This is a genomic window from Rhodococcus sp. NPDC019647, assembly GCF_044389235.1.
In the GTDB taxonomy this organism is placed as follows: Bacteria; Actinomycetota; Actinomycetes; order Mycobacteriales; family Mycobacteriaceae; genus Rhodococcus_F; species Rhodococcus_F oxybenzonivorans.
The window spans coordinates 197960-220358 of sequence record NZ_JBIRXS010000002.1 but is presented as its reverse complement, the minus strand read 5'-3'; the positions used below and the strand labels follow the sequence as shown (position 1 = coordinate 220358).

The following is a 22399-nucleotide window of genomic DNA, read 5'->3' as shown; positions in this document are numbered from 1 at the left end:
TGTTCACTTTCCGTTCACCGATCATGGTCCTACTGGACATTCACTACCCCTAGGTTTCTCCATGGGCAGCGCCGTGTTGCCTGGTGCAGGATTCAACCAGCGATCCGCGCCTCATGTCGCCGCCCGATCGTGGGCGAGACGATATTTCCGGAGGACTAGGTGAATTTCAAGCGCAATGGTGCCCTGCTCGGTGCAGTGGCCCTGGGTGCCATGACCTTGGCCGCGTGTGGCAGTGACAACAACGCCGCAACGAGCGGAGTCGACGTGTCGGCGTCCAACGCCACGTGCGAGGGCAAGGCCAACCTCTCTGCCGCTGGTTCCTCGGCGCAGAAGAACGCGATGGACCAGTTCGTGTCCACCTACATCTCCGTCTGCCAGGAAAAGGGCAAGACCGTCAACCTCGCGTACAACCCCAGCGGATCCGGTGACGGCCGTACGCAGTTCATCGCCGGCCAGATCGACTTCGCCGGTTCCGACTCGGCAATCAAGGCCGAGCAGGCCGAGCAGGCGAAGGCCCGCTGTGTCGGCGGCGAGGCCTGGAACCTTCCGCTCGTCTTCGGGCCCGTCGCCGTCGCGTACAACCTGGACGGCGTCGAGGACCTCGTGCTGAACGGCGAGGTGACGGCCAAGATCTTCAACGGCACCATCAAGAAGTGGAACGACCCGGCCATCGCCGCGCTCAACGAGGGCGCCACCCTGCCGGATCAGGACATCACCGCGATCATCCGCTCGGATTCGTCGGGCACCACCGACAACTTCCAGCAGTACCTCACCGCCGCCTCGAACGGCGCCTGGACCACCGGTGCCGGCTCCGACTTCACCGGTGGTATCGGTGAGGGTGCCAAGGGTTCGGCCGGTGTCGCGCAGGCAGTGGCCTCCGCCCCTGGTTCGATCACCTACGTCGAGAAGTCCTTCGCCGACCAGAACAAGCTGTCGGCCGCGCAGATCGACAACGGCTCCGGCCCCGTCACGCTGTCCGACGAGTCCGCGGCGAAGGCGATCGAGGGTGCGCAGTTCAAGGGTGAGGGCACGGGCGACCTGACCCTCGACCTCGCTTCGATCTTCGGTACCCAGGAGTCCGGCGCGTACCCGTTGGTGCTCGCCACCTACGAGATCGTGTGCTCCAAGGGATACGACGCCGACACCTCCGCTGCGATCAAGTCGTTCCTGACCAGTGCCGCGAACGAGGGTCAGGCCGACCTGGCCGAGCAGGGCTACGTGCCGCTGCCCGACACGTTCAAGGAGAAGCTGAACGCGTCGATCGCCGCCATCGGCTGATAGCACGCAGTTCGTTCGGACCGCTCATGTCTCTATATCCTGACGAGAAAGAATGCGAGCGCAGATGAGTGAAGCGCCCACCGAATCAGCACCTCGCACCTCCGGCTCCGCTTCAGGCGGGGCCGGGGTGGGCGGTCCGAACGGCACCCCGGAGGCCGAGTTGAGTTCTACCCAGGCCGAGACCCCGACCCCGACTTCGGCGGGAGGGACCCCCGGCAAGGCGGTCACCAGGCCCGGAGACCGGGTCTTCCGCTCGCTCGCGACCAGTTCGGCGATTTTTGTCTCCGTTCTCATCGGGGCGATCGGCATCTTCCTCGTGTGGCGCGCGGTTCCTGCTCTGAGCCGGAACGAGGTGAACTTCCTCACCAGCCGTGAGTGGGTCACCGTCGACATCAATGCGATGGCGTTCGGTGTGCTCGACCTCTTCCAGGTGACCCTGCTGGTGTCGGTGTTCGCGCTGGTGCTCGCAATGCCTGTGGCTCTAGGAATCGCGATCTTCCTCACGGCCTACTCACCGAGTTGGCTCAAGCGCCCGCTGGCATACGTCATCGACCTGCTCGCCGCGGTGCCGTCGATCGTGTACGGGTTGTGGGGTCTCCTCGTCTTCGCCCCGGCAATCAAGCCGTTCGCCATCTGGCTGAACGAAAATCTCGGCTGGTTTCCGCTGTTCGCGACCGGCAGCGGTTCCATCCTCGGCGGCGGCACCATCTTCACCGCGGGCATCGTTCTCGGTGTGATGATCTTGCCGGTAATCACCGCGGTCACCCGGGAAGTCTTCGTTCAGACGCCCACCGCGCACATCGAGGCGGCGCTCGCGCTCGGCGCCACCCGGTGGGAGGTCGTCCGGACCACGGTCATCCCGTTCGGCAAGTCCGGTTACATCAGTGGTTCCATGCTCGGCCTCGGCCGCGCTCTCGGTGAGACCATGGCGCTGTACCTGATCTTGCGGACCACCTCGCAGTCGTTCTCCTGGTCCTTGTTCGACGGCGGCGCCACCATCGCCTCCAAGATCGCTCTCGGCTACGCGGAGTTCAACAACGACATCCAGGCCGGCGCCTACATCGCCGCCGGTCTCGTGCTCTTCGTGCTCACCTTCGTCGTGAACGCCGCTGCCCGCGCCGTGATCGCAGGAAAGAAGGACTGATCCCATGACCGCGACCCTCGACAAGCCGGTCAAGGCGCCCACCTTCCGGGGTGTCGGTACCCGGCGCCGTATCACGGACGTCACCGCTACCGTGCTCGTCACGCTGGCCGTACTCATAGCGTTGATTCCGCTGGTGTGGGTGCTGTTCACCGCGATCGCCAAGGGAATTCCCGCCCTGACCTCGGCCACCTGGTTCACCCACTCGCTCAGTGGCCTGACGTCCTCGGCGGCCGGCGGTGGCGTTTACCACGCGCTGATCGGCACGATCCTGCAAGGACTCGTCTGCGCGCTGCTGTCCATCCCGCTCGGCCTCTTCGTGGCGATCTACCTCGTCGAGTACGCCGACCGGCAGTCGCGGCTGGCCAAGCTCACCACCTTCATGGTCGACATCCTGAGCGGTGTCCCGTCGATCGTGGCGGCCCTGTTCATTTATGCACTGTGGATCGCGACCTTCGGCTTCCCGAAGTCGGGATTCGCGGTGTCGCTCGCGCTGGTGTTGCTGATGGTTCCCGTCGTCATCCGCAGTACCGAGGAAATGCTCCGCATCGTCCCCCAGGACCTGCGGGAAGCGTCCTACGCACTCGGTGTTCCCAAGTGGAAGACGATCGCCAGGATCGTGCTTCCCACTGCGCTTCCCGGCATCATCACGGGTGTCATGCTGGCTCTCGCCCGCGTGATGGGAGAAACGGCTCCGCTGCTGATCCTCGTCGGCTACGCACCGTTCATCAACTTCGATCTGTTCGGTGGTGAGATGGGGACGCTGCCCGGCGTCATGGTGTCCGAGATGAACAACCCCACCGATGCGGGCACCAACCGCATCTGGGGCGCGGCGCTGACGCTGATCCTGCTCATCGCCATCCTCAACGTTCTGGCCAAGGTCATCGGCCACTTCTCACAGGTTCGTAGCAAGTGACACATACACATACATCAGTAGGGAGCCGGTAATGGCCAAGCGTCTGGATCTCAAGGACGTCAACATCTACTACGGCAAGTTTCATGCCGTCGCCGATGTCGGGCTGTCGGTTCCCCCGCGGAACGTGACTGCCTTCATCGGACCGTCCGGCTGCGGCAAGTCGACCGTCCTGCGCACCCTCAACCGGATGCACGAGGTGACTCCCGGTGCGCGCGTTGAGGGTTCGATCCTCCTCGACGGTGAGGACATCTACGGTTCGGGCACCGACCCGGTCGGTGTCCGCAAGACCATCGGCATGGTGTTCCAGCGTCCCAACCCGTTCCCGACGATGTCCATCAAGGACAACGTGGTGGCCGGTCTCAAACTGCAGGGCGAGCGCAACAAGAAGCGGCTCGACGAGGTGGCGGAGCGCTCGCTGCGCGGCGCAAACCTGTGGAACGAGGTGAAGGACCGTCTCGACAAGCCCGGTGGCGGCCTCTCCGGTGGCCAGCAACAGCGTCTGTGCATTGCCCGTGCCATCGCGGTATCGCCCGACGTGCTGTTGATGGACGAGCCGTGCTCCGCTCTCGACCCCATCTCGACGCTCGCGATCGAAGACCTCATCACCGAGTTGAAGAAGGACTTCACCATCGTCATCGTCACCCACAACATGCAGCAGGCAGCGCGGGTGAGTGACCAGACGGCGTTCTTCAACCTCGAAGCGACCGGCAAGCCGGGCCGTCTCGTGGAGATCGACGACACCGAGAAGATCTTCTCGAACCCGACGCAGAAGGCCACCGAGGATTACATCTCCGGCCGCTTCGGATAGCGCCCGACGACGAACGCCCCGACCGCAATTCGGTCGGGGCGTTCGTGTTGGAAAGGCTCTTACAGATCGGGGTAGGTGGTCAGGTTGTCGGCATCGGCCACAGGGCCGGTCTCGTCGGGCAGCTTGCCGGTGACCAGGAAGATGACGCGGCGGCCCACCTCGACGGCATGGTCGGCGAAACGCTCGTAGAAACGGCCCAGCAGCGTGACATCGACGGCCGCGGCTACGCCGTGCTTCCATTCACGATCCATCAGGACGGTGAACAGGTGGCGGTGCAGGTCGTCCATCGCCTCGTCCTCCTCGCGGAGGCGTGCGGCCCGCTCGGGGTCCCGGGTCTCGAGAACCTCACGGGCGGCTGCACCGATGGAGACCGCGATGCGCCCCATCTCGGCGAAGTAGCCGTTGACCTCTTCGGGCAGAACGTGATTGGGATGTCGGCGGCGCGCGATCTTGGCGACATGGAGGGCGAGGGCCCCCATGCGGTCGATATCGGCGACGATCTGGATTCCGCTGACGACGGAGCGGAGGTCGCCGGCAACAGGTGCCTGAAGGGCGAGGAGGGCGAACGCACGCTCCTCGCAGATGGTGCTGAGATCGGTGATCTTGTCGTGCTCTCCGATCACCTGCTCGGCAAGGGAGAGGTCGGCCTGGAGCAGTGACTGGGTGGCCCGCTCCATGGCGGCCCCCGCAAGCCCCGCCATCTCACCGAGCAGGTCGGCAAGCTCGGTCATTTGTTCGTTGTAAGCCACGCGCATGAGGTCACAGCCTACGGTGCACGGGAGTCCAAGTCACGATCGCAGGGTGAACGCGGGGTGAACGACGTGCCTGATCAGCGCTCAATCACAGGACGCGTCGCCGGCATTGACCACCGCGAGATCGGCGGGGATCTCGACGTCCTCCGGCTGGCCGACACGCACCCCGGACATGTCCAGCGGGGTGTCGATCGCGCTCGGTGCCTGCACGGTCCCGGAGAAGTTCGACCCGACCGCAACCTCGGTCACCGTTCCCAACCAGGAGGTCGACTCGAGGATCGCGCCGGGGAAAGCCGACGCGAGGGTGGCGGCTTCGGCTTCGTGCCCGGGGGAAAACCGGACGACCGTCTCGGCACTGGTGGCGGTGTAGTTGCCGACGTTGTAGATCTGAAAACCCTGCGCGGCCAGCGCGTCCGCGGTGGTCGCGGCCAGCCCCGATTCGCCGGAAGCGTTCGATACCTGCACCGACACGCTGGTCGGGTCGACCGCGAAAACGGGAAGGGGTGCGCTCGTCGTCGGAACGGGGGCCGACGCTGCAGCCTCGATCGGTTCGGCCCGCTTCTCCCCGGGAAGCGGGGCGTCGTCGATGATGGCGCGGAAGATGGCCTTGATGTCATCGGTGCGGGGAATTTCGTTCCCCCAGTCGGTGGTTCCTGCGGTCGGGACAGTCAGGAAGGTGACCGCGCCGGCGTCGACGTTCTGCAGCGAACGGCCGAGCGTGACCAGGGACTTGGTGTCGATGTTCTCCACGAACGTGTCTCGGGTGAAGGCGTTGATGAACCCGTTGAGCTTGCCGGGGTTGAGGAGAACCTGACTGGACAGTGCTCCCCTGAGAAGTGCAGACAGGAACCGCTGTTGACGGTTGATGCGGCCATAGTCACCGTTGCCCTCCGCCTCCACATGGCGGGCGCGGACGAAGTTCAGCGCTGTCTTTCCGTCGAGCACCTGAGTGCCGGCCTCGGGAAGCACGGTGCCGAGGACGAAATCCTCGAGCGGCTGTGTGGTGCAGATCTTGACGCCACCGATCTCGTTGACCATCGACTCGAAACCGGCGAAGTCCATGCCGACGAAGTGGCCGATCTTCAGGCCCGACATCTTCTGGATCACCTTCACCAGACACTTCGGCCCGCCCAGGGCGTAGGTGGCATTCAGCTTGTCGCCCTCGGCGGAGGGGAACGTTTCCTCGGTGTATGTCCCGGTGGCGTTGTCCCAGCCCTGGCAGACTGGGCGCTCGACGTCGAGGTCGCGGGGAAAGGAGACCGCCACGACGCGGCTGCGATCAGCAGGAATGTTGACGAGCATCACGGTGTCGGCGCGCGAACCCTCGGCGTCCTCGACCGTTCCGGCGCCGATCGCGCCGCTGGCACCGGCTCGGGTGTCGGTGCCAACGATGAGATAGGTCTCGTCACCGGTCTGCCCACCTGCGTCGACGATGTCCGTCGACTCGGTGTCGAGGGCGGCAATCTGATCGAACTTGCCTTCGGTGGAACGCAAGTAGCCCCACACGATTCCTGTTCCGGCGAGCGCGATCACCGCCACCAATGCGACGAACGCGCGTCCCACCGCCCGCAGGCGGCGGCGTCGACGGCTCTTGCTCAACGCCAGACGAGTCAATCCCGGATTACCGACCACCTGAGGAGTCGCGGTGGTTTCGGCGTCCGCATGCCAGCCGGTCTCTGCGTCGCCGGTGGAGAGTTGTGAGGGCGGAGGTGTGAACGTCGGCTCCGGTGGGGCGACGGCACCAGGTGGGGGATGTCGCTCGTCGACTGGCGCGATCGTCTCGGTCTTGTCCGGATCATCCGGTCGCTGTGGTTCATCTCCGGCGACCTTCTTGACGAGGTCTGCAACGGAGAGGCCTTCGGTGGGTCCGCCGGCCGCGCGCCGGCCGATGCGCCCGCTGTCCTGGCGGATGGCGTCCGTGCGCTCGATCGGGGGACGACGGTCCGACGGAGCCGGACGTTCGGGAGGCCGCTGTTCCGGAGGTGGCTGGCGTGGAGGCAGCCGACGTTGTCGTCCCGACTGCGCTTCCCGATAGCGTTGATCGGCGAGAGGGCGTTCCCAGGGGGCGCGCGATTCGGGCGTCGGGGCGTCCGAACTGTGATCATCACCCACCGATACAACCTGCCCTTTCCGCCGACCCGGACCTCCGTCGGGGCCGACGGATTCCAGTCATAGTACTTATCGAACGTCGGCGCTCCACTCGGGAAGCGATGCGACTCGCCCCCTGCTCCTAACCGCCCGAGTGCATCATGTCCGCTCCAGCCGGAACCAGGCAGTCCTCGGGATCGTCGAGCCAGCCCTCGGGGAGGGCCACGGTTCCGGGCGAGCCCTGGCGTCCCCGGGGTCCCTCGGCGTCCTTGGGGAAGGGGATCGACGGATCGAGCTGGGCGAGGAGCCCGTCGAGTTCGGTGAGGGTGCTGACGAGGGCCATGGCCACGCGCAGATCGGAGCCGGCCGGGAATCCGCGCAGATACCAGGAGACGTGCTTGCGCAGTTCCCGGAGGCCTTTGTCTTCGCCGTGGTGAGCGGCGAGGAGTTCGGCGTGCCTACGGATGATGGTCGCGACTTCACCGAGGGTGGGCGGCGTCGGCAGTGGTAGTCCGTTCAATGCGGCGCTCAGCTCGGCGAACAACCACGGCCTGCCGAGGCATCCGCGGCCGACGACGACGCCGTCACACCCGGTCTGGTCCATCATGCGGGCCGCGTCCCCGGCGTCGAAGATGTCACCGTTTCCGAGCACCGGAACGTCCGTGACGTGTTCCTTGAGCCGCGCGATCTCGTTCCAGTCGGCCGTACCCGAGTACCGCTGGGACGCGGTGCGCGCGTGCAAGGCGACAGCGGCGGCGCCCTCGGCCGCGGCGATGCGGCCGGCGTCGAGATGCGTGTGGTGCTCTGCGTCGATGCCGACACGGAATTTGACCGTCACCGGGATGTCGGTGCCCTCGGTGGCCTTGACGGCGGCCGCGACGATCCGGCCGAACAGGTTGCGCTTGTACGGCAAGGCCGCGCCGCCACCCTTGCGGGTCACCTTGGGCACCGGGCAGCCGAAGTTCATGTCGATGTGGTCGGCCATGTTCTCGTCCACGATCATCTTGGCCGCCGCGTATGTCGTGTCGGGATCGACCGTGTACAGCTGCAGCGACCTCGGCGTCTCCGTCGGCCCGAACGTGGTCATGTGGAGAGTTGCGGGTTGCCGTTCGACGAGTGCCCGGGCGGTCACCATCTCGCAGACGTAGAGGCCGGACGTGCTCCCCGCCCGCTCCGTCTCGAGTTCCCGGCACAGCGTGCGGAACGCGACGTTGGTGATGCCTGCCATGGGAGCGAGCACCACCGGGCTGCGCAGTTCGAGCGAACCGATACGAAGGGTAGACATTGACGACCTCTGGGAAAGTTATGACAAAAAGCGTGCCCGGCACCGAATCCGGTACCGGGCACAGGATAGCTGTTTCGGCTACGAAGCCTTCTGCTCACGCTTCTTGGCCTCGCGAGCAAGCATGCGGTCGCGCTGCTCCTCGAACTTGGTGGCCTGGCCCTCGAGGTTCTCGAGGAAGGCGCCGAGCGACTCGCGGATTTCTTCGCCGCGGGCCGTGAAGTCGGAGCGCTCGAAGATGTTCCACTTGCGCAGGACCGGCATGACGACCTCTTCGAGGTGCTGCCGGAGGTCGTAGATGCCGTGCTTGGCCATGAGCACGCCGTTGCGGCGGAAGTTCGGCATTCCCGCGCCCGGCATCTGGAAGTTCTGGACGATCATGTTGATGGCCTCGAGTGCCTGGTCGGGCGCGAGATCGAGGGCTGCACCGCACATGTTGCGGTAGAAGATCATGTGCAGGTTCTCGTCGGCCGCGATGCGCTGCAGCATCTTGTCGGCGACAGGGTCCTTGCAGGCTTTACCGGTGTTGCGGTGGCTCACCCGGGTGGCCAGCTCCTGGAAGGTGACATATGCCACCGAGTGAAGGAAGCCGGCATCGACGTCGGCGGGGGAGGCGAAGCCGTTCGTCATGTGCTCCATGCGGAAGCGCTCGAGCTGGACGGGGTCGACGGCGCGGGTCACGACGAGGTAGTCACGCATCACGATGCCGTGACGGTTCTCCTCGGCGGTCCAGCGGCCGACCCACGTTCCCCACGCGCCGTCCTGGGAGAAGTTCTCGGCGATCTCACGGTGATACGAGGGAAGGTTGTCCTCGGTGAGCAGGTTGGTGATCATGGCGGCCTTGGCGACCTCGTCGAGCTGTGACTGCTCCGGATCCCAGTCGATCCCGCCCATCGCAGCGAAGTTGCGGCCTTCGTCCCACGGAACGTAGTCGTGCGGATGCCATTCCTTGGCCATGGAGATGTGGCGGTTGACGTTCTCTTCTGCGACCGGCAGCAGCTCCTGCAGCAGCTCGAGTTGGGTCAGATCCCTCGCCATGTGTTTAGCCTCCATATAGCTCACTGTGACTGTCGTTCAGCCTACGGCACCGTAAGTACGTCGGTAAACGCCTTCGGTGCGCCGGAGACCGAGGAAGTTACCGATCCGTAATCGAATCTCCGGGGTCTGTCGCCGCGATACGGCCGACCGTTACAGACAGTGTACTGGGAGACTCCGATGGGCAGTGACCTGCGCGGTTATGCGGGAAAGATCATCACGTCGGCTGGCCGGGCACTGTGGGCGGTCACAGATTGCGGCGTTTGCCGAGGTCGTCGTTACGTGCCCGAGTCGTAGGCCGTGCACTCGTTGACCGTTCCGTGTCCGATTTCTTCGGTGTGTCGTGCCGTGATGTGAGTCCCGACACGCCGTGACGCTTCTCCACGAAAAACCGGCTTCTTCACGACGGCAGTGCACGTGGTTGCGCTGGGCCCCGGCACAGCCAACAATCGGGTCATGGCAACTGTGCCGACGCAGGGGGACGAACGATGACGGCAGACATCAGCGGTTCCACCACACCAGCGAAGCCGGGCTTGCCCGCCTGGGCGAAGAAGGCTATTGCTGTCGCTGCGGTCCTGGTAGTCCTGGTCATCGCCTATTTCATTCTGGCGGCCTACCTTCCGCGGGCGTGGGCGCAGAACGTCGGTGGGCTGGCCGACGGCAGCTTCGGTGCCGGGATTCTCTGGGGCTTGTTGTTCGGCTTCCTGTGCACTCTCATTCCACTCCTGCTGTTCCGCGGAGCGTGGCGATTGTTCCGCCGGCGCCGATTCAAGCCGATGCAGGTCATCATGCTGGTTGTCGCCGTGATCGTCGCGCTGCCCACTCTCCTGACTCTCAGCGTGGTGCTCGGCGGAAACAGTGCGGCACATGCGGGCGAACGGATCATGGATGTGGACGCGCCCGGGTTCCGGGGGGCGTCTCTGGCCGGCGCGATCATCGGCGTCGTCGTCTTCCTCGGCGTCATCGGCCTCACCTACACCTATCGCAAGCGCGGCGAGGATCTGGCCGAGCTCCGTGCCGATGCCGATTCGAAGGGCTCGGCGACTGGACCCGGCGAGGCGCCGTCCGCACCCTGAGGGTTGCCGATCACCACACCAGCACCGGTTTGACGACGCTGCCGGAGATCTGATCGGCCACGGCACGATCGATGTCTGTGAACGGGTATCGGGTGACGAGCCGGTCGACCGGGAACTTTCCGTCCGCGTGCAGGGCGAGGAGCCGCGGAATGAAGGACTGCACCGACGAGTCGCCCTCGATGCAGCCTCGTAGCGTCTTGCCCTTGCGCATCAGGTCCTGGATGTTCACTGTGACGTCCGGTGCGCCGAGTCCCACCACGACGGCCGTGCCCCTTTCCCGCAGTACCGAGACGGCCTGGCCGATCACCGCCGGAATTCCCGTCGTATCGAGCGTATGGGTGGCGCCGCCGCCGGTCAGTTCCCGAATCTCGGCGACGACGTCCTGGGTGGCCGGATCGAGGGCCACGGCACCGAAATCCTCCGCGAGGGCGCGTCGCGCAGGAACGGTATCGACCGCGCACAGCGTCGCAACCCCGCTCGCGCGGGCAGCGAGAAGGGCTGCGAATCCGACGCTTCCGGCGCCGAAGACCACCACGGTCGAATCGTCCTCCGGAGCAAGTACATTCAGAACTGCGCCCGCCCCCGTCTGGAAACCGCATCCGAAGGGCGCCGCAAGGGCGAGATCCACGGACTTGTCCACCACGACCACGTTGTCCGCCGTCGCCACCACGTACTCGGCGAAGCTGGACTGGCCGAAGAAAGCGGCCCGCACGTCTCCACCGTTCTGGGTGATCGTCGTCGATCCGTCCGGTCGGCGTCCCGAACTGTTGAGCTGTTGAGCGCGTTCGCAATAGGCGGGATGCCCGCCGCGGCACTGCCGGCAGGCGCCGCAGTGCCGATAGCTGAGCACCACGTGGTCACCCGGTGAAATATCCATTACCAGTGCGCCCACCTTCTCGACGACTCCGGCGCCCTCGTGCCCGAAGACGGCCGGCCCCATCGCGGCGGGAAGCGTCGACTTGGCGAAGAGGTCGGTGTGGCACAGGCCGGTGGCAACGATGCGCACGACCACCTCGTCGGGACGCGGACGATCGAGCTCGACCGTTTCGAGCGAGAAGGACGACTGCGGGCCACGGGAGAGTGCGGCCTTCATCTGCATGGGGGTGTCCTCGGTGTCGAGGGTGCGATTCGTCGATTCGTCACCGGGTCAGTCTCTTTCGAGAACGAAGTAGTAATGCCGGCCACCATCGAGGACGAGTGCGGACTTGCCGTTCATGATGCCCATCAAGGTCGTGTCGTCGACCCGTTTGAAGTGATCGAAGATGGGCGCGCCGTCGTAGACCATGGTTGCGGTAACCTCACCCCGGAACTCGATGTTCCACAGGCTTGCCTCCCCGTTTCCGCTCGCGATGTCGGAGAAGAGGTTTCCGTCCGCGTCGCGGCAGATCAAAGGTTTGGCGTCTTCGAGCGAAGTGAACGTCTTTCCGTGCCAACGGCTCGCGGCGAGTTTCTCGTGCAGGCGATGTCCGGTGGCGAAGTCGTCACCCTTCCACTGCCCGAGGATCCCTTCGGCGGGCACCGGGTCGAGCGCTGCCCACACTGCGTCGAGGTCGTCGGGGGATACGCCGCTCTCGAGCCGGCGGAGTGTGCTGAAGGTGCTGCGTGCCTCATCGATGTCCATGGAGAGTCCTCCGGAGAGAGCGCGTGGAGTCTGCGCTCGGCGTGATGTTCGCGAACCAGTTGGTTCGCCGAGATGGAACCCTACGCCGAACCAAATGGTTCGGCAACGGTCAACTTAGGATGTTCCGTATGCGTTCAGCCGGTGAAGCCACGAGGGAACGGATTCTCGCTGCGGCGAAGGAGGAGTTCGCTCGCCACGGAGTGGCCGGGGCCCGGATCAATCGCATCGCGGCGGCAGCCCGTGCGAGCAAGGATCGGTTGTACGCCTACTTCGACAGCAAGGAAGCGCTCTTCGACGCGGTCTCGCACCAATGGATTGTCGAAACGACCGAAGAGACCGCGCTGCGCGGAGACGACCTGCCCGGATACGTCGGCCGACTGTTCGACAACTATCTGGCTCATCCCGAGAACGCGAGACTGCAGGAATGGGCCGATCTGGAGATGGGCGAGCTGGACGACGAGAACGACATGCGGATCCGCGCACTGCGGCCCAAGATCGCCGAGATTCGTCGCGGCCAGGAGGCGGGGTTCATCGACCCGTCGTGGAACCCCGCTGAGTTGCTACTGGTCATCACAGACATCGCGCGCACGCTCGCGGCGACACGTTTCGCGTTTCACGGCGGAAGATCGTGCCAGCGCGGCGCTGCAGACCGAAGGCAGACGGCTGTCGAGGCCGTGCGGCGACTGATCGCGGTGCAGGGCGCCGAGCCCTGAACGGGCCGCTGACCCTTACCCGGCGAAGGCGCCGAGTAAGGGGAGTGGTGGTGCCCCCAGTAGGGCTCGAACCTACGACCTGCGGATTACAAGACCTTTACTAGCTCTTTACCTATAACCTCGCGTACACCGTTAGCGCCTGTAACGAAACCTCCGTGCCCTCCCGATAACAGACCGGAGGACATGTTAAGACGTAGCTTGTCCAGCATTTCCCCTGTTATGTCTAACACTGGATCGTGAGGTTCCCCCGTGACCACCGCCGCATCCCAATACTTCGGTAAAGACCGCGTCAAGTCACTCGACCCCGAGACAGACCACCTGTGGTCGCTGCACATGAAAGCCCGTTCACTCTCCCAGAACACCGTCGACGAACGCCTCCGCGTCATCGCCCAGCTCAGCCAGGACGTCGGCCGGCCCGCGCGCGAGCTCGGCGCGGACGACGTCGCCGGCTGGCTTGCCGCCGGCCCCTGGTCCGCCAGCACCCGCGCCACCTATCACGGATATCTCCGCGCGTTCTTCCAGTGGCTACAGGCCCAGGAACTCCGCGTGGACAATCCCATGGTGAAGATCCCCGCCCCGCGGGCCGTGAAGCGCACCCCGCGCCCGCCGGCGGATCCGCACGTCGCCCGACTCTTCCGGATCCGACTCCGCCGCAACACCCGCGCCATGGTCCTACTCGCCGCATTGGCCGGCCTCCGCGTCCACGAAATAGCGAAGATCCGCGGACAGGACGTCGACCGGATCGCCGGCACCCTCCGCGTGATCGGGAAGGGCGGCACCGACGAGACCCTGCCACTGCACCCCATGCTGGACACCGTCGCCGCCGAAATGCCGACCCGCGGATACTGGTTCCCCGCGAACAGCGGAATCGGCTGCATCCGATCGCGGTCCGTCACCGACCTGATAGCCGCCGCCATGCGCCGCGCCGGCGTGCCCGGCACCCCACACAGCCTCCGCCACTGGTACGCAACGACCCTGGTCGACTCCGGCGCCGATCTGCGCACCGTCCAGGAACTCTTGCGGCACTCGTCGATCGCCACCACGCAGATCTACACCAAAGTTTCCGACCGCCGCCGGTTCGACGCGGTCCGCCGCCTGGACCCGTTCCGCGCCGACCTCGAGCCGGACCCGGCCGCATGATGATTAAAAACCGCAGTTCGCGTCTACGATCACAATGTGACTCAGACGCGGAGCCGAGAGAGCTACAACGCCTACATGCGCGACTACATGAAGCGCCGCTACCACCGACGCCGGGACCAGTTCGCGGAGTCCCGCGGGAACGCGTGCGAGCAATGCGGAGCCGGCGGGCCCTTCGATGTGGACCACCGCGACCCACTCACGAAATCGTTCAGCGTCGCGAAAGCGTTCGCGTCCATGAGTACCGCCCGACTAGCCGCCGAGCTGGAAAAATGCCAGCTCCTATGCCTGGACTGCCACCGGCGGAAGAACCGACACGACATACCGGCAGCCAGAGCCGCGCGGCGCGCCGCGCGGGAATTGTGCCCCCGGTCGGTCTCGAACCGACGACCCGCGACTTAAAAGGACGCTGCTCTGCCAACTGAGCTACGAGGGCAGTCACAACGTACACCATCCCAACCCGAAGGACACCACCACTTGCCGATCACCACCAGTGTTACCACCGTCGCAATGCTCGTCACCGTGTTTCTGTTCGCCGGCTCGAAAGCCGCCGGCCGCAACACGTCGGATATGTACCCGCCGCCCGGCAGCGTCGCCGACGAACACGGGCCCCGCGCGCACTACCGCGCCCAGATCGAAGACGCGACCGGAATCACCGTCGACGCGGCCAGCCTGGACGAGCTGGCCCGGCGAGTATGCGACGCTGTGGACGCGCACGCCGGCGGCCCGGATCCGGTCGCCGACGCCGCAGCCGAGATGAAACGCAGCATCGGCGCACCACCGAAAGGAACCATGCGCGACGCGTTCCACATCATCGTCGCCGAAGAATGCCCGCAACCACGCTGAAGGGACCACCCCATGTTCAGAATTGCCGCAGTCTCCGCCGCCGCCGTCGCCCTGGTCGCCCTGGTCGCGTGCGCCGGCCCGCCGCAACCCGTCACCCCGACCGCGGATCCCGTCGTCATCAGCTCCGCAGTCGAGGCGCCACCGAAGCACGTTCCGGCCGACGTTCTCGGTTGCGTGTCCAACGTGGCGGCCGGCCCGCGGCCCACCGGTCCCGCGTCCCAGGACGCGACCGCGACGTATCTCCGCCGCCTCCAATGCATCAACGGTGGGCATGCCGTGCCGGCCGTCGAGGGTATCGCCGTCGCCGACCACGTGTGTACGGAAGTACTTCCGAACAGTCCCGGCGACGTGGACACCGCAACGGCCCGGATGGACGCCGTCGCGAACGGTCCGGCGCCGGCCGGTTTCAGCCGCGCGACCGTATTGGCGGCCGGCGCGTTCCGGTGCCCGCACCTGCTGTAACAGCCGCATAACGATTGGGAATCGGGCCCACTTTCGGGCCCGTTTTCCCAGCTCAAACCGTTGTAGCGCGCTACAATAGAATGGTACCGCCGCCCCGAAGGAGTCCCGAAGATGTTCACCACCGCGAAGATCAACAGCAACCCGAAGGTTCACTACTGCTACACCGACGAGACCGGGATCACCGGCACCGCGTGCAAGTCCCGCGGCGCCTACCGGATCTATCAGGAGACCACCGAGGCCGCCACGTGCGCCCGTTGCGTCAAGATCGCAGGCTGAGACCATGGCCGGACTATTCGACCTGGACACCACTGCGCCCGACCACCCCGCCGTCCACATTGCGGACCGCGCCGCCGCAGACGCGAAAGAGTCCGCAGACACCGCCGAGCACGTCGCCCGCAACGGTTGCCCACAAATGGCAATGGCCGGCACGCTCCGCCACCTCGAGGACGCGAAGCGCCACCACTTCACCGCCGAGGACGCCGCCGAGCGCGTCGGCACCAGCGACGCGCGCCGGTTCGCCGACGCCGCGCACGGCCACGTGGTCCGCGCCGCCGCCGCCTACCGGCACGCATGCGAAGCCGCCGGCCGGCAGGAATTCAACCGGGAAGCGCCGGCCACCGAGACGCGCACGTGGGACGAGCTCGACACCCTCGAGCAGAGCCAGTGGATCGTGTTCGCTTACGCGAGCACCCCGAAGTGGATCCGATGACCGGGCCCGCGATCGACCAAGACGGATTCCAGTACGCCGGCGACCTAGTCACGCTGGCCCAGAATGAAGGGATGGACGACGAACCCGACCCCACCGCCGCGCACCGCGGCGCCCTTAACCGCGTGCGATCGTTCCGGACCGAGCTCGAGCTACACCGGCGCCGCGCCGAACAGCTCGAGGACGAACGCGACGACGCCGTACGCGACGCCCTCGAAGCCGGCGTGTCCGTGATCCAAGCCGCGGACGCCGCCGGACTCACCAAGTGGCGTGTCTACCAGATCAGAGACAGGAGACGTTGACCCCATGTACCCACTCACCGACTACCCCGACAGCCTGATCCAGTTCGGCGCGTTCGCCGAGCTCCGCGAGCACGTCGAGAACCTGCCCGAAGACCTGAACCAGATTCTTTCGTGGGACTTCAGCGGAGACGACGCAGGGCCGGCCGACTGGTTCGCCCTACTCATTCACAGCCCGCGGAAGAACAAGGCTCACCAGCTCGATACCCCGTTCGATCACGTCGAGGACCGGGCGAGGATCGACGCGTGGATCCGCGACTACGTAAAGCCCCGGACCGATCGCTGGTACGGCTGGAGGAAGGAGGACCACAGCGCCATTTCGCCGTCGAACTTCACGACGTGGCCCGGGATCAGTTTCCGGCCGCTCGACGTGACCGAAGCCCCCGCGCCGACGCGATCGCCGGCCGACGTGATCGCCGACCAGCAGACTTACCATATGGCCGAATTGCAGATGTACCGCCGCGCGCGCCGACTCGACGAACGGATACTAGAAGCGCTCGACGAAGCCGGATGGGCAATCGTGCCCAAACATGAAGGGAAGCACTGATGGAACTACCACCGAACCCACGCGCCGACGTCGCCGACGACCAGGCCCACGTCCAGATCACCGTCCTACTTCCGGACGGCACCCGAGAAACCCTCAGCCGCCGAACGACGGAACCGGATAACCCAATGATGCTCCGCCGGCTACTCCGCGGCGCCGCCGCCGAGCTGGATCAGCGGATCGCCGGTATGACAACGAACCCCAACGCCTAGAGACGCGGAACGGCCCGGGAACTATGCAGAGTTCCCGGGCCGCCGTCCCGATCGCCAACTACCCATCCCAAGGAGCCGCACCGACAGAATAACCAGCCGCCGGCCGCCGGCGCGACACCCTAGAGCGGGACCGCCGTCAGATACGACCCCGTCGTGATCGTGTTGTTAGCGTCGATCGTGGATCCTGTGTCGTCGACCTGGACGGTAACGACGTCCCCGGTGTTCACCGACACGTCGAACGTCCGCGCCGCACTGTCGTTGTTCATGGTGAAGGACGACGTGACCGGTGTCCCGTTCACGCACAGCCGGCACGGGACCATGCTCAGGTTGCTCGACGTCGAACGTGTGAAGTCGAACGTGAGCCGGACCATCCCCGTCCCACCCATGACGAGCCCGTTGTTCTGGATCACCGTGTCCGGGAACCCGGAGCGGACAGCCCAGTTCGGGACGGTAGGCCAGTCCTGCCCCTCGAAATAGAATTCGCCGACCTTGTCCATCCCGACCGGTTTCAGCACGTCACCGCTGAAGACTTCCGCCCACGCGGACCCGGTCCACATGTACGCCTTACCAATCTCGGTGAAACCGCCGTCAGCCTTCCCGAGATACATTTTCCCGATCTCGGTTTTCGACGCGCCGAAGTATGAAGGCATCAGCTCACGCTTTCGCGATCAGGTACAGGACGCCGGCCGTCCCGGTGGCCGGCAGCGACGCGACGAGCTGGTGGGCCGGAGCCTTCCCCGCCAACGCCCCATCGAGCCCGGTCACTTGCGCCGTGGTGTGCGTATGCACGGCCGGCGCCGCCCCGACGTCCGCGGCGCCGAGGTTGACCGCCCCGGTTTGGTTGTTCACCGAGGACACCGCGTCGGCCGGCGCCACCATCAGCGCCCACGACGCGAAGTTGTTCGCCGGCCCGGATCCGAGAATGTACGACCCACGGTCCGCGCCGGACGTGATGATTCCGACGTCGCCCTCTTGCGCGGTCAGCGCGAGCAGCGCCGGCCGGTCCGCGACCACGGTCCGCGACGAGATAGCGACCGCCGGGAGCTGGGAGGTCACGATCTGCCCGCCGACCAGGTCCGCTTTACCGGCCAGCGCCGTATCGAGCCCGGTCACTTGCGCCGTGGTGTGCGTATGTGCCGGCACCGACTGAAGCGCCGTGTCCGCCTTGTCGAGCGACGCGTTCACCGACGCGGACAGCTCCGCTTCGGTCCAGCCGCCGGCCGGCGCCCCGACTTCCGCCGCGTCGGCCGCCGCTTGCGCCCGGTTCGCTTCCGTCTGTGCCCGGTTCGCTTCCGTGCCGGCGGTTGCCGCCGACCCGGCCGCCGCCGTTGCGGATCCGGCCGCGGCAGTCGCGGAGTCCGCCGCAGCGTCAGCCGACAGTGCCGCCGCGTCCGCGGATCCGTCCGCCGCCGTCGCCGAGCTCGACGCCGCCGACGCAGACCCGGCCGCCGCCGCTTCCGAAGTATCCGCCGCCGCCGCCGAGGACGCCGCAGCACCCGCAGAGCCGGCCGCAGCAGTCGCCGAACCCGCCGCCGCGTCGGCCGCCGCCTGGACCGTGACCAGCGTCGCCGCAGCAGCTCCCGCGGACCCGGCCGACGCATTCGCCGACGACGCCGCAGCATCCGCCGACGCATCCGCCAGCCCGGCCGCCGTCTCCGCCTCAGTCTTCGCCGCTTCCGCGTCTTGAACCAGCGCCGCGACTTGCGACACGATCGGTTCCGGGTACTCGATAGTCCCGTTCACCACGTCCGCAAGGTTCACTGTCCGCGACCCGTCGCCGGCCGGCACCGGTGGCCCGAAGATCACCGGATCCGCGCGGACCGCGTCGCCCTTCATCCCGAGCCCGGGATCCTCGAACAGCTCCGGCGTCGCCGTCCACACGATCGGGACACCGCCGGCCACCGCCGGCAACATCACACCGTCGCGCGCTTCCCGATCCTGAAGCCGGCCGGCGACGACCGGGAACACCATCGGCCGCACCGACAACGCGAAGGACTCCGCGTCACCGTCCTCCGGTACCCGAATCGTCGCGAACCGGTCCCGTTCGTCCCACTTCGCCGAGAACGTCACCCGCCCCTTCAGCGTGTTGGTTTCCGGGATCGCGTCGACGTCGTCCCGCGAGTCATAATCCGTGATCCGCCACTCACCGACGACGTGTTGGTATTCGATTGCTGCCATGGTTCCCGTCCGTCCCTTCCGCTTACGGTGCCGGCGAATCGGGCACGGTGCCCGGCGCTTGCGGATATGTGTCGTTGTCCCACTTGTTGATCGAGAACGTCGAGTACAACGTCCCGCCCATGAACCGGCGCCACCGCCCGGCCCGGCCGACCGCGAACACCTTGTAACCCATCGCCGGGACCACGAAGGAGTGCGGCCCGCCGATCGTCATGTGGACGCCTTCCGGACAGTCGACCGTGAACCGCTTCACTTCATAGATCGAGTTAGTTGGTGTGAGTACCTGTATTTCGAGGTCCGCCCAGTTGTTGCCGGTAAACGGCGTGTCCCATACTTGCGTGAACACGTCGACACGCCACAGGCCGGCCGAGAGCAGTTGAAACCCGTTGCCCATGTCGTTGCCGGCGCCGATCGTGACCAGGTTCACGCCCTTACGCGGCCCGACCTGTTGCGAATAGGGCATCCACCGCCCCGGATGACCGGCGCCCTCGATAACCCACTGGTTCTTATCCATCGACAGGTTGCCGTAGGCCACGACCCCTTCCAGCAGGTCCGTCCGGCCCTCGAGCCCGTCCAACCGGCCGTCGTGTTCCACGACCCCGTCCCACGCCGAACCGGCCGTGTTGTATGCGTCGCCGGCCGTCGTGCCGAACCGCGCGAGCTCCGCCCACGTCGCTTCAGCGTCCGGCCGTTGCGGAGTAGGCAGATACAGCGGAGTGTCCGGCATATCAGGCCACCCCGACCAGCTTCAGCCGCATTTGCCCGTTCGTGGCCCGCACACCCCACGACGACGTCGAGCCGGCCACCTTCACCGCGGACAGGTACACCGTCGCTTCAGTGTTCGCCGCGATCACGTCTTGGTTACTGCCCGGAATGATCGCCGCCGCGGAGTGTGACCGCAACGGCACGTGCCGCCAGCCGGCGAACGCGTCCGTCCCGACCCCGATCCCGACCAGCGTGCCGGTCACCGCGTCCCCGACGCGTGCCTCTAGGTTCACTTGGTGGCCGACCGCGGACGTCACGTCGCACCCGCCGGCGAGCTCGAGCCGGTACGGGTACGGCTTCGCCGGCAGTGTGACCGACGTCAGAATCTGCCGGACGTCGCCCGAATTCTTTGTGACAGTCGGGAACATCGACGCCGGCAGGACGTACAGCTCCGCCGCATCCATCGCCGGCGGAGCCCACACCAGCTTCCCCAACGCTTCGTCGTGAACCAGCGTGTCCCCGTCGTCCGGCTCCCCGACGACGTCCACCGACGTATAGATGGGACCGGCCGGCCCCGGCGGGCCCGGGTCACCCGCCGGCATTTCCGGGAGCTCGAGCTCAATCGCGTACGGTCCACCGGCGGGCCCGGAGACCTCGACACCGGCCGGCGAGTCCTGGACGACACCACCAATCGTCACCGTCCCACCCTGAAGGACCGGCGCCGGCCCCGGCGGGCCCGCGGTCCCGTACGCGTCCGCGTAGACCGTGAACGCGTCACCGGTCCACACCCACTGCGAATCATCGTCGACGTTCCGGTACGTGTAGTTCAGCTCAGCCGGCCCGAGGACCATCGCGAGCCCGTCGAGCTCCGCCGTCGTCCGGTCGCCCTTGTGCAGCATGCCGGCCGGGCCCGTTTCGCCCGGATCGCCCTTGTAGACCGGCAACCCGAGGACGCCCGACGCGGATCCGTTCTGACGCCGGCGGACGTGAAGGTACGTTTCCGTCATCGGAGGCATATCCGGAGATTGCGGGATCCCGAAAATTTCCAGGTCCACCGACAACCGTTCTACCGGGTCATTCGGAGTCGCCATTACTTGCCGCCCTTCGCGCGTTCAGCCCGTACCTTCTGTTTCAGCGTCGCCCAGGCTGCCGGCCGGTCCAGCTCGAGCGCGATAATTCCCGTCTCACGATGCCGCAGTTTCACCGCTTCGTCGTCACCCAATATCGTGACCTCGACGTCCCCAAACTCCGGCGTGTAGTCCAGCTCCGCCCGCGTGATCCATTCCCCGCCCTCGAAAACCGCGTTCTGAAGCCAGTTCAGCGCCGCTTGCGCCAACAGCTCCGATTGGCCGGCCGGCACCGTCGCGACGCCGCCGTTCGACAGGGGAGCGGAGCGCAGGAACTTCCCGAGCTCCACCACGGTTTCATCCTCGAGCGTGAAGTACACCGCCGCTTGGTCGCCCTTAGCCACGTTCCATTACCTCTCTCGCTAACCCGGTGGGCTCCGGAAGCCGGAGCCCGAGCTCCACCGGTACGTGTGTCTCGAAATACCAACAGACTTCGCGGACATACCGCGCCAGGGCCCGCGATTCCCGCCGCGACACCCCGTGTTCCTCTTTCTCCCGGCGGAGTTCCGCCTCGAGTCCGTCGATCCGCGCGTTCAGCCGCCCGTTCTCCGCCGCTTGCTCACGGAACCGCAGCTCGACCCATTGCCGAACGTCGTCGTCTTTCTCCGATCGGCGCGCCAGTAGGTGACCGAGGCCGCCCACCAGCGCCGCGACGATAACCCCGAGCACCGAAATTACCGCCGCCGTGATGGTTGTACCCACGGAACCAGTTCCTCTCGAATTCCGGCGACGACCACCACCAACGCCGCGATAATCAGGTAGACACAAGCCGTCACCCAGCCGCGAGGAACATCCAGCAGCAGCCAACCGGCGAGATAGGACAGGCCCCAGAACACATGCAGCGCCGACGCGAACCCGAACGCCGCACGGTGCGCGCGCCGCCAGAACACCGCCACCACACACAGCACCCCGACCGTGATCCACACCCACGCGAACGCGTCCACCGACTCCAGCGAGTCCATAAGTGTTGCTTTGCGTATCGGCCGGCTTTCCTTCAGCTCCGGAGCGGACGACAGGACCACGGCGCCGCCGGCGAGGCAGGACACCGCCGTAATGGCGAGTCCTGCCCGCTTCAGCCGCCGGTGATGGATCACGGCGCCACGTCCGGCCTACGGTGCCGGCCGCCGAGCTCCGGCGCCGGCGTCGAGCCGGCCGCTTTCGTCACGCCGAGGACCAGGCCGGCATAGGTGAGCACCGCCGCCCACTGTGACGCCGTCCCGATCGAGTACGCCAGCCCCAACGGCGCCGCCGTCGCGAGGAACGCATACAGCGCCGACCGGGCCGGCGACGTCGAATGAAGCACCGCGAAGAACAGCACCACCGACGCGCCTACGACCGCCGCCCACAATGAAGCGACGTCGTCCGCGATCAGCCCGACGCCGGCGAGCAGCACCACCAGGCCGCCAGTCACCGTGTAGACCTTGTCCCGCGCCGACGCCGGCACCAACCCGCGGAGTGTGTCCAGTACAGCCATGA

Annotated in this window: 28 protein-coding genes and 1 tRNA gene; 14 read left to right on the top strand and 15 right to left on the bottom strand. The window is 66.2% G+C overall.

Translation table 11 applies throughout. The annotated features are described in order from the left end of the window. Positions 1-159: 159 nt before the first annotated feature. The 4 genes from pstS to pstB all read left to right on the top strand — a co-directional run bounded on the left by pstS (position 160) and on the right by pstB (position 4143). On the top strand, positions 160-1278 hold the full coding sequence (gene pstS / locus ACH49N_RS05665; RefSeq protein ID WP_159919659.1) for a phosphate ABC transporter substrate-binding protein PstS: 1119 nt from the start codon (positions 160-162) through the stop codon (positions 1276-1278). A 64-nt stretch (positions 1279-1342) separates the two neighbouring features. Then, the gene (pstC, locus tag ACH49N_RS05660) at positions 1343-2422 is read left to right on the top strand and encodes a phosphate ABC transporter permease subunit PstC (RefSeq protein ID WP_159919661.1); all 1080 of its coding nucleotides are present in this window, start codon (positions 1343-1345) and stop codon (positions 2420-2422) included. A gap of 4 nt (positions 2423-2426) precedes the next feature. Next, positions 2427-3335 carry a phosphate ABC transporter permease PstA gene (gene pstA, locus ACH49N_RS05655; RefSeq protein ID WP_109327250.1) on the top strand — a complete coding sequence of 303 codons (909 nt, stop codon included), beginning with the start codon at positions 2427-2429 and terminating at the stop codon, positions 3333-3335. A gap of 31 nt (positions 3336-3366) precedes the next feature. Then, entirely contained in the window at positions 3367-4143 is a 777-nt protein-coding gene (pstB, locus tag ACH49N_RS05650) for a phosphate ABC transporter ATP-binding protein PstB (RefSeq protein WP_109327254.1), read from the top strand. A gap of 59 nt (positions 4144-4202) precedes the next feature. On the opposite strand, the gene phoU is transcribed toward pstB, so the two are convergent. The 4 genes from phoU to ACH49N_RS05630 form a co-directional block, all read right to left on the bottom strand. After that, entirely contained in the window at positions 4203-4898 is a 696-nt protein-coding gene (phoU, locus tag ACH49N_RS05645) for a phosphate signaling complex protein PhoU (RefSeq protein ID WP_109327259.1), read from the bottom strand. Positions 4899-4979: 81 nt separating this feature from the next. Further along, on the bottom strand, positions 4980-7007 hold the full coding sequence (locus ACH49N_RS05640) for an LCP family protein (protein ID WP_358270989.1): 2028 nt from the start codon (positions 7005-7007) through the stop codon (positions 4980-4982). Positions 7008-7125: 118 nt separating this feature from the next. After that, on the bottom strand, positions 7126-8268 hold the full coding sequence (gene dusB, locus ACH49N_RS05635; protein ID WP_109327263.1) for a tRNA dihydrouridine synthase DusB: 1143 nt from the start codon (positions 8266-8268) through the stop codon (positions 7126-7128). A gap of 78 nt (positions 8269-8346) precedes the next feature. After that, positions 8347-9303, bottom strand: a complete 957-nt coding sequence (locus ACH49N_RS05630) for an acyl-ACP desaturase (protein WP_109327265.1) — start codon at positions 9301-9303, stop codon at positions 8347-8349. 485 nt (positions 9304-9788) lie between these two features. Between ACH49N_RS05630 and ACH49N_RS05625 the strand changes: the two genes are divergently transcribed. After that, positions 9789-10376, top strand: a complete 588-nt coding sequence (locus ACH49N_RS05625) for a hypothetical protein (protein ID WP_159919665.1) — start codon at positions 9789-9791, stop codon at positions 10374-10376. 10 nt (positions 10377-10386) lie between these two features. Here the strand turns inward: ACH49N_RS05625 and ACH49N_RS05620 are convergent, their stop codons facing one another. Together ACH49N_RS05620 and ACH49N_RS05615 are read right to left on the bottom strand one after the other, a co-directional pair. After that, positions 10387-11475: an NAD(P)-dependent alcohol dehydrogenase gene (locus ACH49N_RS05620; RefSeq protein ID WP_358270986.1), complete on the bottom strand. Its 1089-nt coding sequence runs from the start codon at positions 11473-11475 to the stop codon at positions 10387-10389. Between the two features lie 48 nt (positions 11476-11523). Next, positions 11524-11997 (bottom strand): DUF4334 domain-containing protein, encoded by a 474-nt coding sequence (locus ACH49N_RS05615; RefSeq protein ID WP_358270985.1) that lies wholly within the window; start codon positions 11995-11997, stop codon positions 11524-11526. Between the two features lie 128 nt (positions 11998-12125). On the opposite strand from ACH49N_RS05615, the gene ACH49N_RS05610 reads away from it, so the two are divergent. Continuing rightward, positions 12126-12710: a TetR family transcriptional regulator gene (locus ACH49N_RS05610; protein WP_358270983.1), complete on the top strand. Its 585-nt coding sequence runs from the start codon at positions 12126-12128 to the stop codon at positions 12708-12710. Positions 12711-12959: 249 nt separating this feature from the next. Then, entirely contained in the window at positions 12960-13850 is an 891-nt protein-coding gene (locus ACH49N_RS05605; RefSeq protein ID WP_397504481.1) for a tyrosine-type recombinase/integrase, read from the top strand. A gap of 360 nt (positions 13851-14210) precedes the next feature. Here ACH49N_RS05605 and ACH49N_RS05600 read toward each other — a convergent pair. Further along, positions 14211-14283 (bottom strand) — tRNA-Lys (locus ACH49N_RS05600). A gap of 41 nt (positions 14284-14324) precedes the next feature. Here ACH49N_RS05600 and ACH49N_RS05595 point away from each other — a divergent pair. The 7 genes from ACH49N_RS05595 to ACH49N_RS05565 all read left to right on the top strand — a co-directional run bounded on the left by ACH49N_RS05595 (position 14325) and on the right by ACH49N_RS05565 (position 16916). After that, positions 14325-14693, top strand: coding sequence for a hypothetical protein (locus tag ACH49N_RS05595; protein WP_397504480.1), 369 nt, complete (start codon positions 14325-14327; stop codon positions 14691-14693). Positions 14694-14705: 12 nt separating this feature from the next. After that, complete coding sequence (locus ACH49N_RS05590; protein ID WP_397504479.1) at positions 14706-15155, top strand: hypothetical protein; 450 nt, start codon at positions 14706-14708, stop codon at positions 15153-15155. Positions 15156-15266: 111 nt separating this feature from the next. After that, positions 15267-15431 carry a hypothetical protein gene (locus tag ACH49N_RS05585; RefSeq protein WP_397504478.1) on the top strand — a complete coding sequence of 55 codons (165 nt, stop codon included), beginning with the start codon at positions 15267-15269 and terminating at the stop codon, positions 15429-15431. Between the two features lie 4 nt (positions 15432-15435). Beyond that, on the top strand, positions 15436-15864 hold the full coding sequence (locus ACH49N_RS05580; RefSeq protein WP_397504477.1) for a hypothetical protein: 429 nt from the start codon (positions 15436-15438) through the stop codon (positions 15862-15864). Further along, the gene (locus tag ACH49N_RS05575; protein ID WP_397504476.1) at positions 15861-16163 is read left to right on the top strand and encodes a hypothetical protein; all 303 of its coding nucleotides are present in this window, start codon (positions 15861-15863) and stop codon (positions 16161-16163) included. Before ACH49N_RS05580 ends, ACH49N_RS05575 begins: the two co-directional genes overlap by 4 nt. 4 nt (positions 16164-16167) lie before the next feature. Beyond that, a complete protein-coding gene (locus ACH49N_RS05570; RefSeq protein ID WP_397504475.1) occupies positions 16168-16707 on the top strand; it encodes a hypothetical protein in 540 nt (179 codons plus the stop codon). Then, positions 16707-16916, top strand: a complete 210-nt coding sequence (locus ACH49N_RS05565) for a hypothetical protein (RefSeq protein WP_397504474.1) — start codon at positions 16707-16709, stop codon at positions 16914-16916. Before ACH49N_RS05570 ends, ACH49N_RS05565 begins: the two co-directional genes overlap by 1 nt. A 119-nt stretch (positions 16917-17035) precedes the next feature. Here ACH49N_RS05565 and ACH49N_RS05560 read toward each other — a convergent pair whose 3' ends face one another. The 8 genes from ACH49N_RS05560 to ACH49N_RS05525 are packed head-to-tail and all read right to left on the bottom strand — an operon-like array spanning position 17036 to position 22397. Next, positions 17036-17566, bottom strand: a complete 531-nt coding sequence (locus ACH49N_RS05560; RefSeq protein ID WP_397504473.1) for a hypothetical protein — start codon at positions 17564-17566, stop codon at positions 17036-17038. Positions 17567-17570: 4 nt separating this feature from the next. After that, positions 17571-19094, bottom strand: coding sequence for a hypothetical protein (locus tag ACH49N_RS05555; protein WP_397504472.1), 1524 nt, complete (start codon positions 19092-19094; stop codon positions 17571-17573). A 22-nt stretch (positions 19095-19116) separates the two neighbouring features. Then, positions 19117-19818, bottom strand: coding sequence for a hypothetical protein (locus tag ACH49N_RS05550; RefSeq protein ID WP_397504471.1), 702 nt, complete (start codon positions 19816-19818; stop codon positions 19117-19119). A 1-nt stretch (position 19819) separates the two neighbouring features. Further along, positions 19820-20887 (bottom strand): hypothetical protein, encoded by a 1068-nt coding sequence (locus ACH49N_RS05545; RefSeq protein ID WP_397504470.1) that lies wholly within the window; start codon positions 20885-20887, stop codon positions 19820-19822. Next, positions 20887-21267: a hypothetical protein gene (locus ACH49N_RS05540; RefSeq protein ID WP_397504469.1), complete on the bottom strand. Its 381-nt coding sequence runs from the start codon at positions 21265-21267 to the stop codon at positions 20887-20889. The genes ACH49N_RS05545 and ACH49N_RS05540 overlap by 1 nt, the downstream gene beginning before the upstream one ends. After that, positions 21260-21625: a hypothetical protein gene (locus tag ACH49N_RS05535; RefSeq protein WP_397504468.1), complete on the bottom strand. Its 366-nt coding sequence runs from the start codon at positions 21623-21625 to the stop codon at positions 21260-21262. The genes ACH49N_RS05540 and ACH49N_RS05535 overlap by 8 nt, the downstream gene beginning before the upstream one ends. Continuing rightward, entirely contained in the window at positions 21598-22017 is a 420-nt protein-coding gene (locus tag ACH49N_RS05530) for a hypothetical protein (protein WP_397504467.1), read from the bottom strand. The genes ACH49N_RS05535 and ACH49N_RS05530 overlap by 28 nt, the downstream gene beginning before the upstream one ends. After that, positions 22014-22397, bottom strand: coding sequence for a hypothetical protein (locus ACH49N_RS05525; RefSeq protein WP_397504466.1), 384 nt, complete (start codon positions 22395-22397; stop codon positions 22014-22016). The genes ACH49N_RS05530 and ACH49N_RS05525 overlap by 4 nt, the downstream gene beginning before the upstream one ends. Between the last annotated feature and the right edge of the window lie 2 nt (positions 22398-22399).

Bases quoted from the DNA above. Each gene is read 5' to 3' on its own strand.
- pstC (WP_159919661.1), top strand. From the start codon at position 1,343: ATGAGTGAAGCGCCCACCGAATCAGCACCTCGCACCTCCGGCTCCGCT.
- pstA (WP_109327250.1), top strand. From the start codon at position 2,427: ATGACCGCGACCCTCGACAAGCCGGTCAAGGCGCCCACCTTCCGGGGT.
- pstB (WP_109327254.1), top strand. From the start codon at position 3,367: ATGGCCAAGCGTCTGGATCTCAAGGACGTCAACATCTACTACGGCAAG.
- phoU (WP_109327259.1), bottom strand. From the start codon at position 4,898: ATGCGCGTGGCTTACAACGAACAAATGACCGAGCTTGCCGACCTGCTC.
- dusB (WP_109327263.1), bottom strand. From the start codon at position 8,268: ATGTCTACCCTTCGTATCGGTTCGCTCGAACTGCGCAGCCCGGTGGTG.
- ACH49N_RS05630 (WP_109327265.1), bottom strand. From the start codon at position 9,303: ATGGCGAGGGATCTGACCCAACTCGAGCTGCTGCAGGAGCTGCTGCCG.
- ACH49N_RS05625 (WP_159919665.1), top strand. From the start codon at position 9,789: ATGACGGCAGACATCAGCGGTTCCACCACACCAGCGAAGCCGGGCTTG.
- ACH49N_RS05620 (WP_358270986.1), bottom strand. From the start codon at position 11,475: ATGCAGATGAAGGCCGCACTCTCCCGTGGCCCGCAGTCGTCCTTCTCG.
- ACH49N_RS05615 (WP_358270985.1), bottom strand. From the start codon at position 11,997: ATGGACATCGATGAGGCACGCAGCACCTTCAGCACACTCCGCCGGCTC.
- ACH49N_RS05610 (WP_358270983.1), top strand. From the start codon at position 12,126: ATGCGTTCAGCCGGTGAAGCCACGAGGGAACGGATTCTCGCTGCGGCG.
- ACH49N_RS05590 (WP_397504479.1), top strand. From the start codon at position 14,706: ATGTTCAGAATTGCCGCAGTCTCCGCCGCCGCCGTCGCCCTGGTCGCC.
- ACH49N_RS05585 (WP_397504478.1), top strand. From the start codon at position 15,267: ATGTTCACCACCGCGAAGATCAACAGCAACCCGAAGGTTCACTACTGC.
- ACH49N_RS05580 (WP_397504477.1), top strand. From the start codon at position 15,436: ATGGCCGGACTATTCGACCTGGACACCACTGCGCCCGACCACCCCGCC.
- ACH49N_RS05575 (WP_397504476.1), top strand. From the start codon at position 15,861: ATGACCGGGCCCGCGATCGACCAAGACGGATTCCAGTACGCCGGCGAC.
- ACH49N_RS05570 (WP_397504475.1), top strand. From the start codon at position 16,168: ATGTACCCACTCACCGACTACCCCGACAGCCTGATCCAGTTCGGCGCG.
- ACH49N_RS05565 (WP_397504474.1), top strand. From the start codon at position 16,707: ATGGAACTACCACCGAACCCACGCGCCGACGTCGCCGACGACCAGGCC.
- ACH49N_RS05560 (WP_397504473.1), bottom strand. From the start codon at position 17,566: ATGCCTTCATACTTCGGCGCGTCGAAAACCGAGATCGGGAAAATGTAT.
- ACH49N_RS05555 (WP_397504472.1), bottom strand. From the start codon at position 19,094: ATGGCAGCAATCGAATACCAACACGTCGTCGGTGAGTGGCGGATCACG.
- ACH49N_RS05550 (WP_397504471.1), bottom strand. From the start codon at position 19,818: ATGCCGGACACTCCGCTGTATCTGCCTACTCCGCAACGGCCGGACGCT.
- ACH49N_RS05545 (WP_397504470.1), bottom strand. From the start codon at position 20,887: ATGGCGACTCCGAATGACCCGGTAGAACGGTTGTCGGTGGACCTGGAA.
- ACH49N_RS05525 (WP_397504466.1), bottom strand. From the start codon at position 22,397: ATGGCTGTACTGGACACACTCCGCGGGTTGGTGCCGGCGTCGGCGCGG.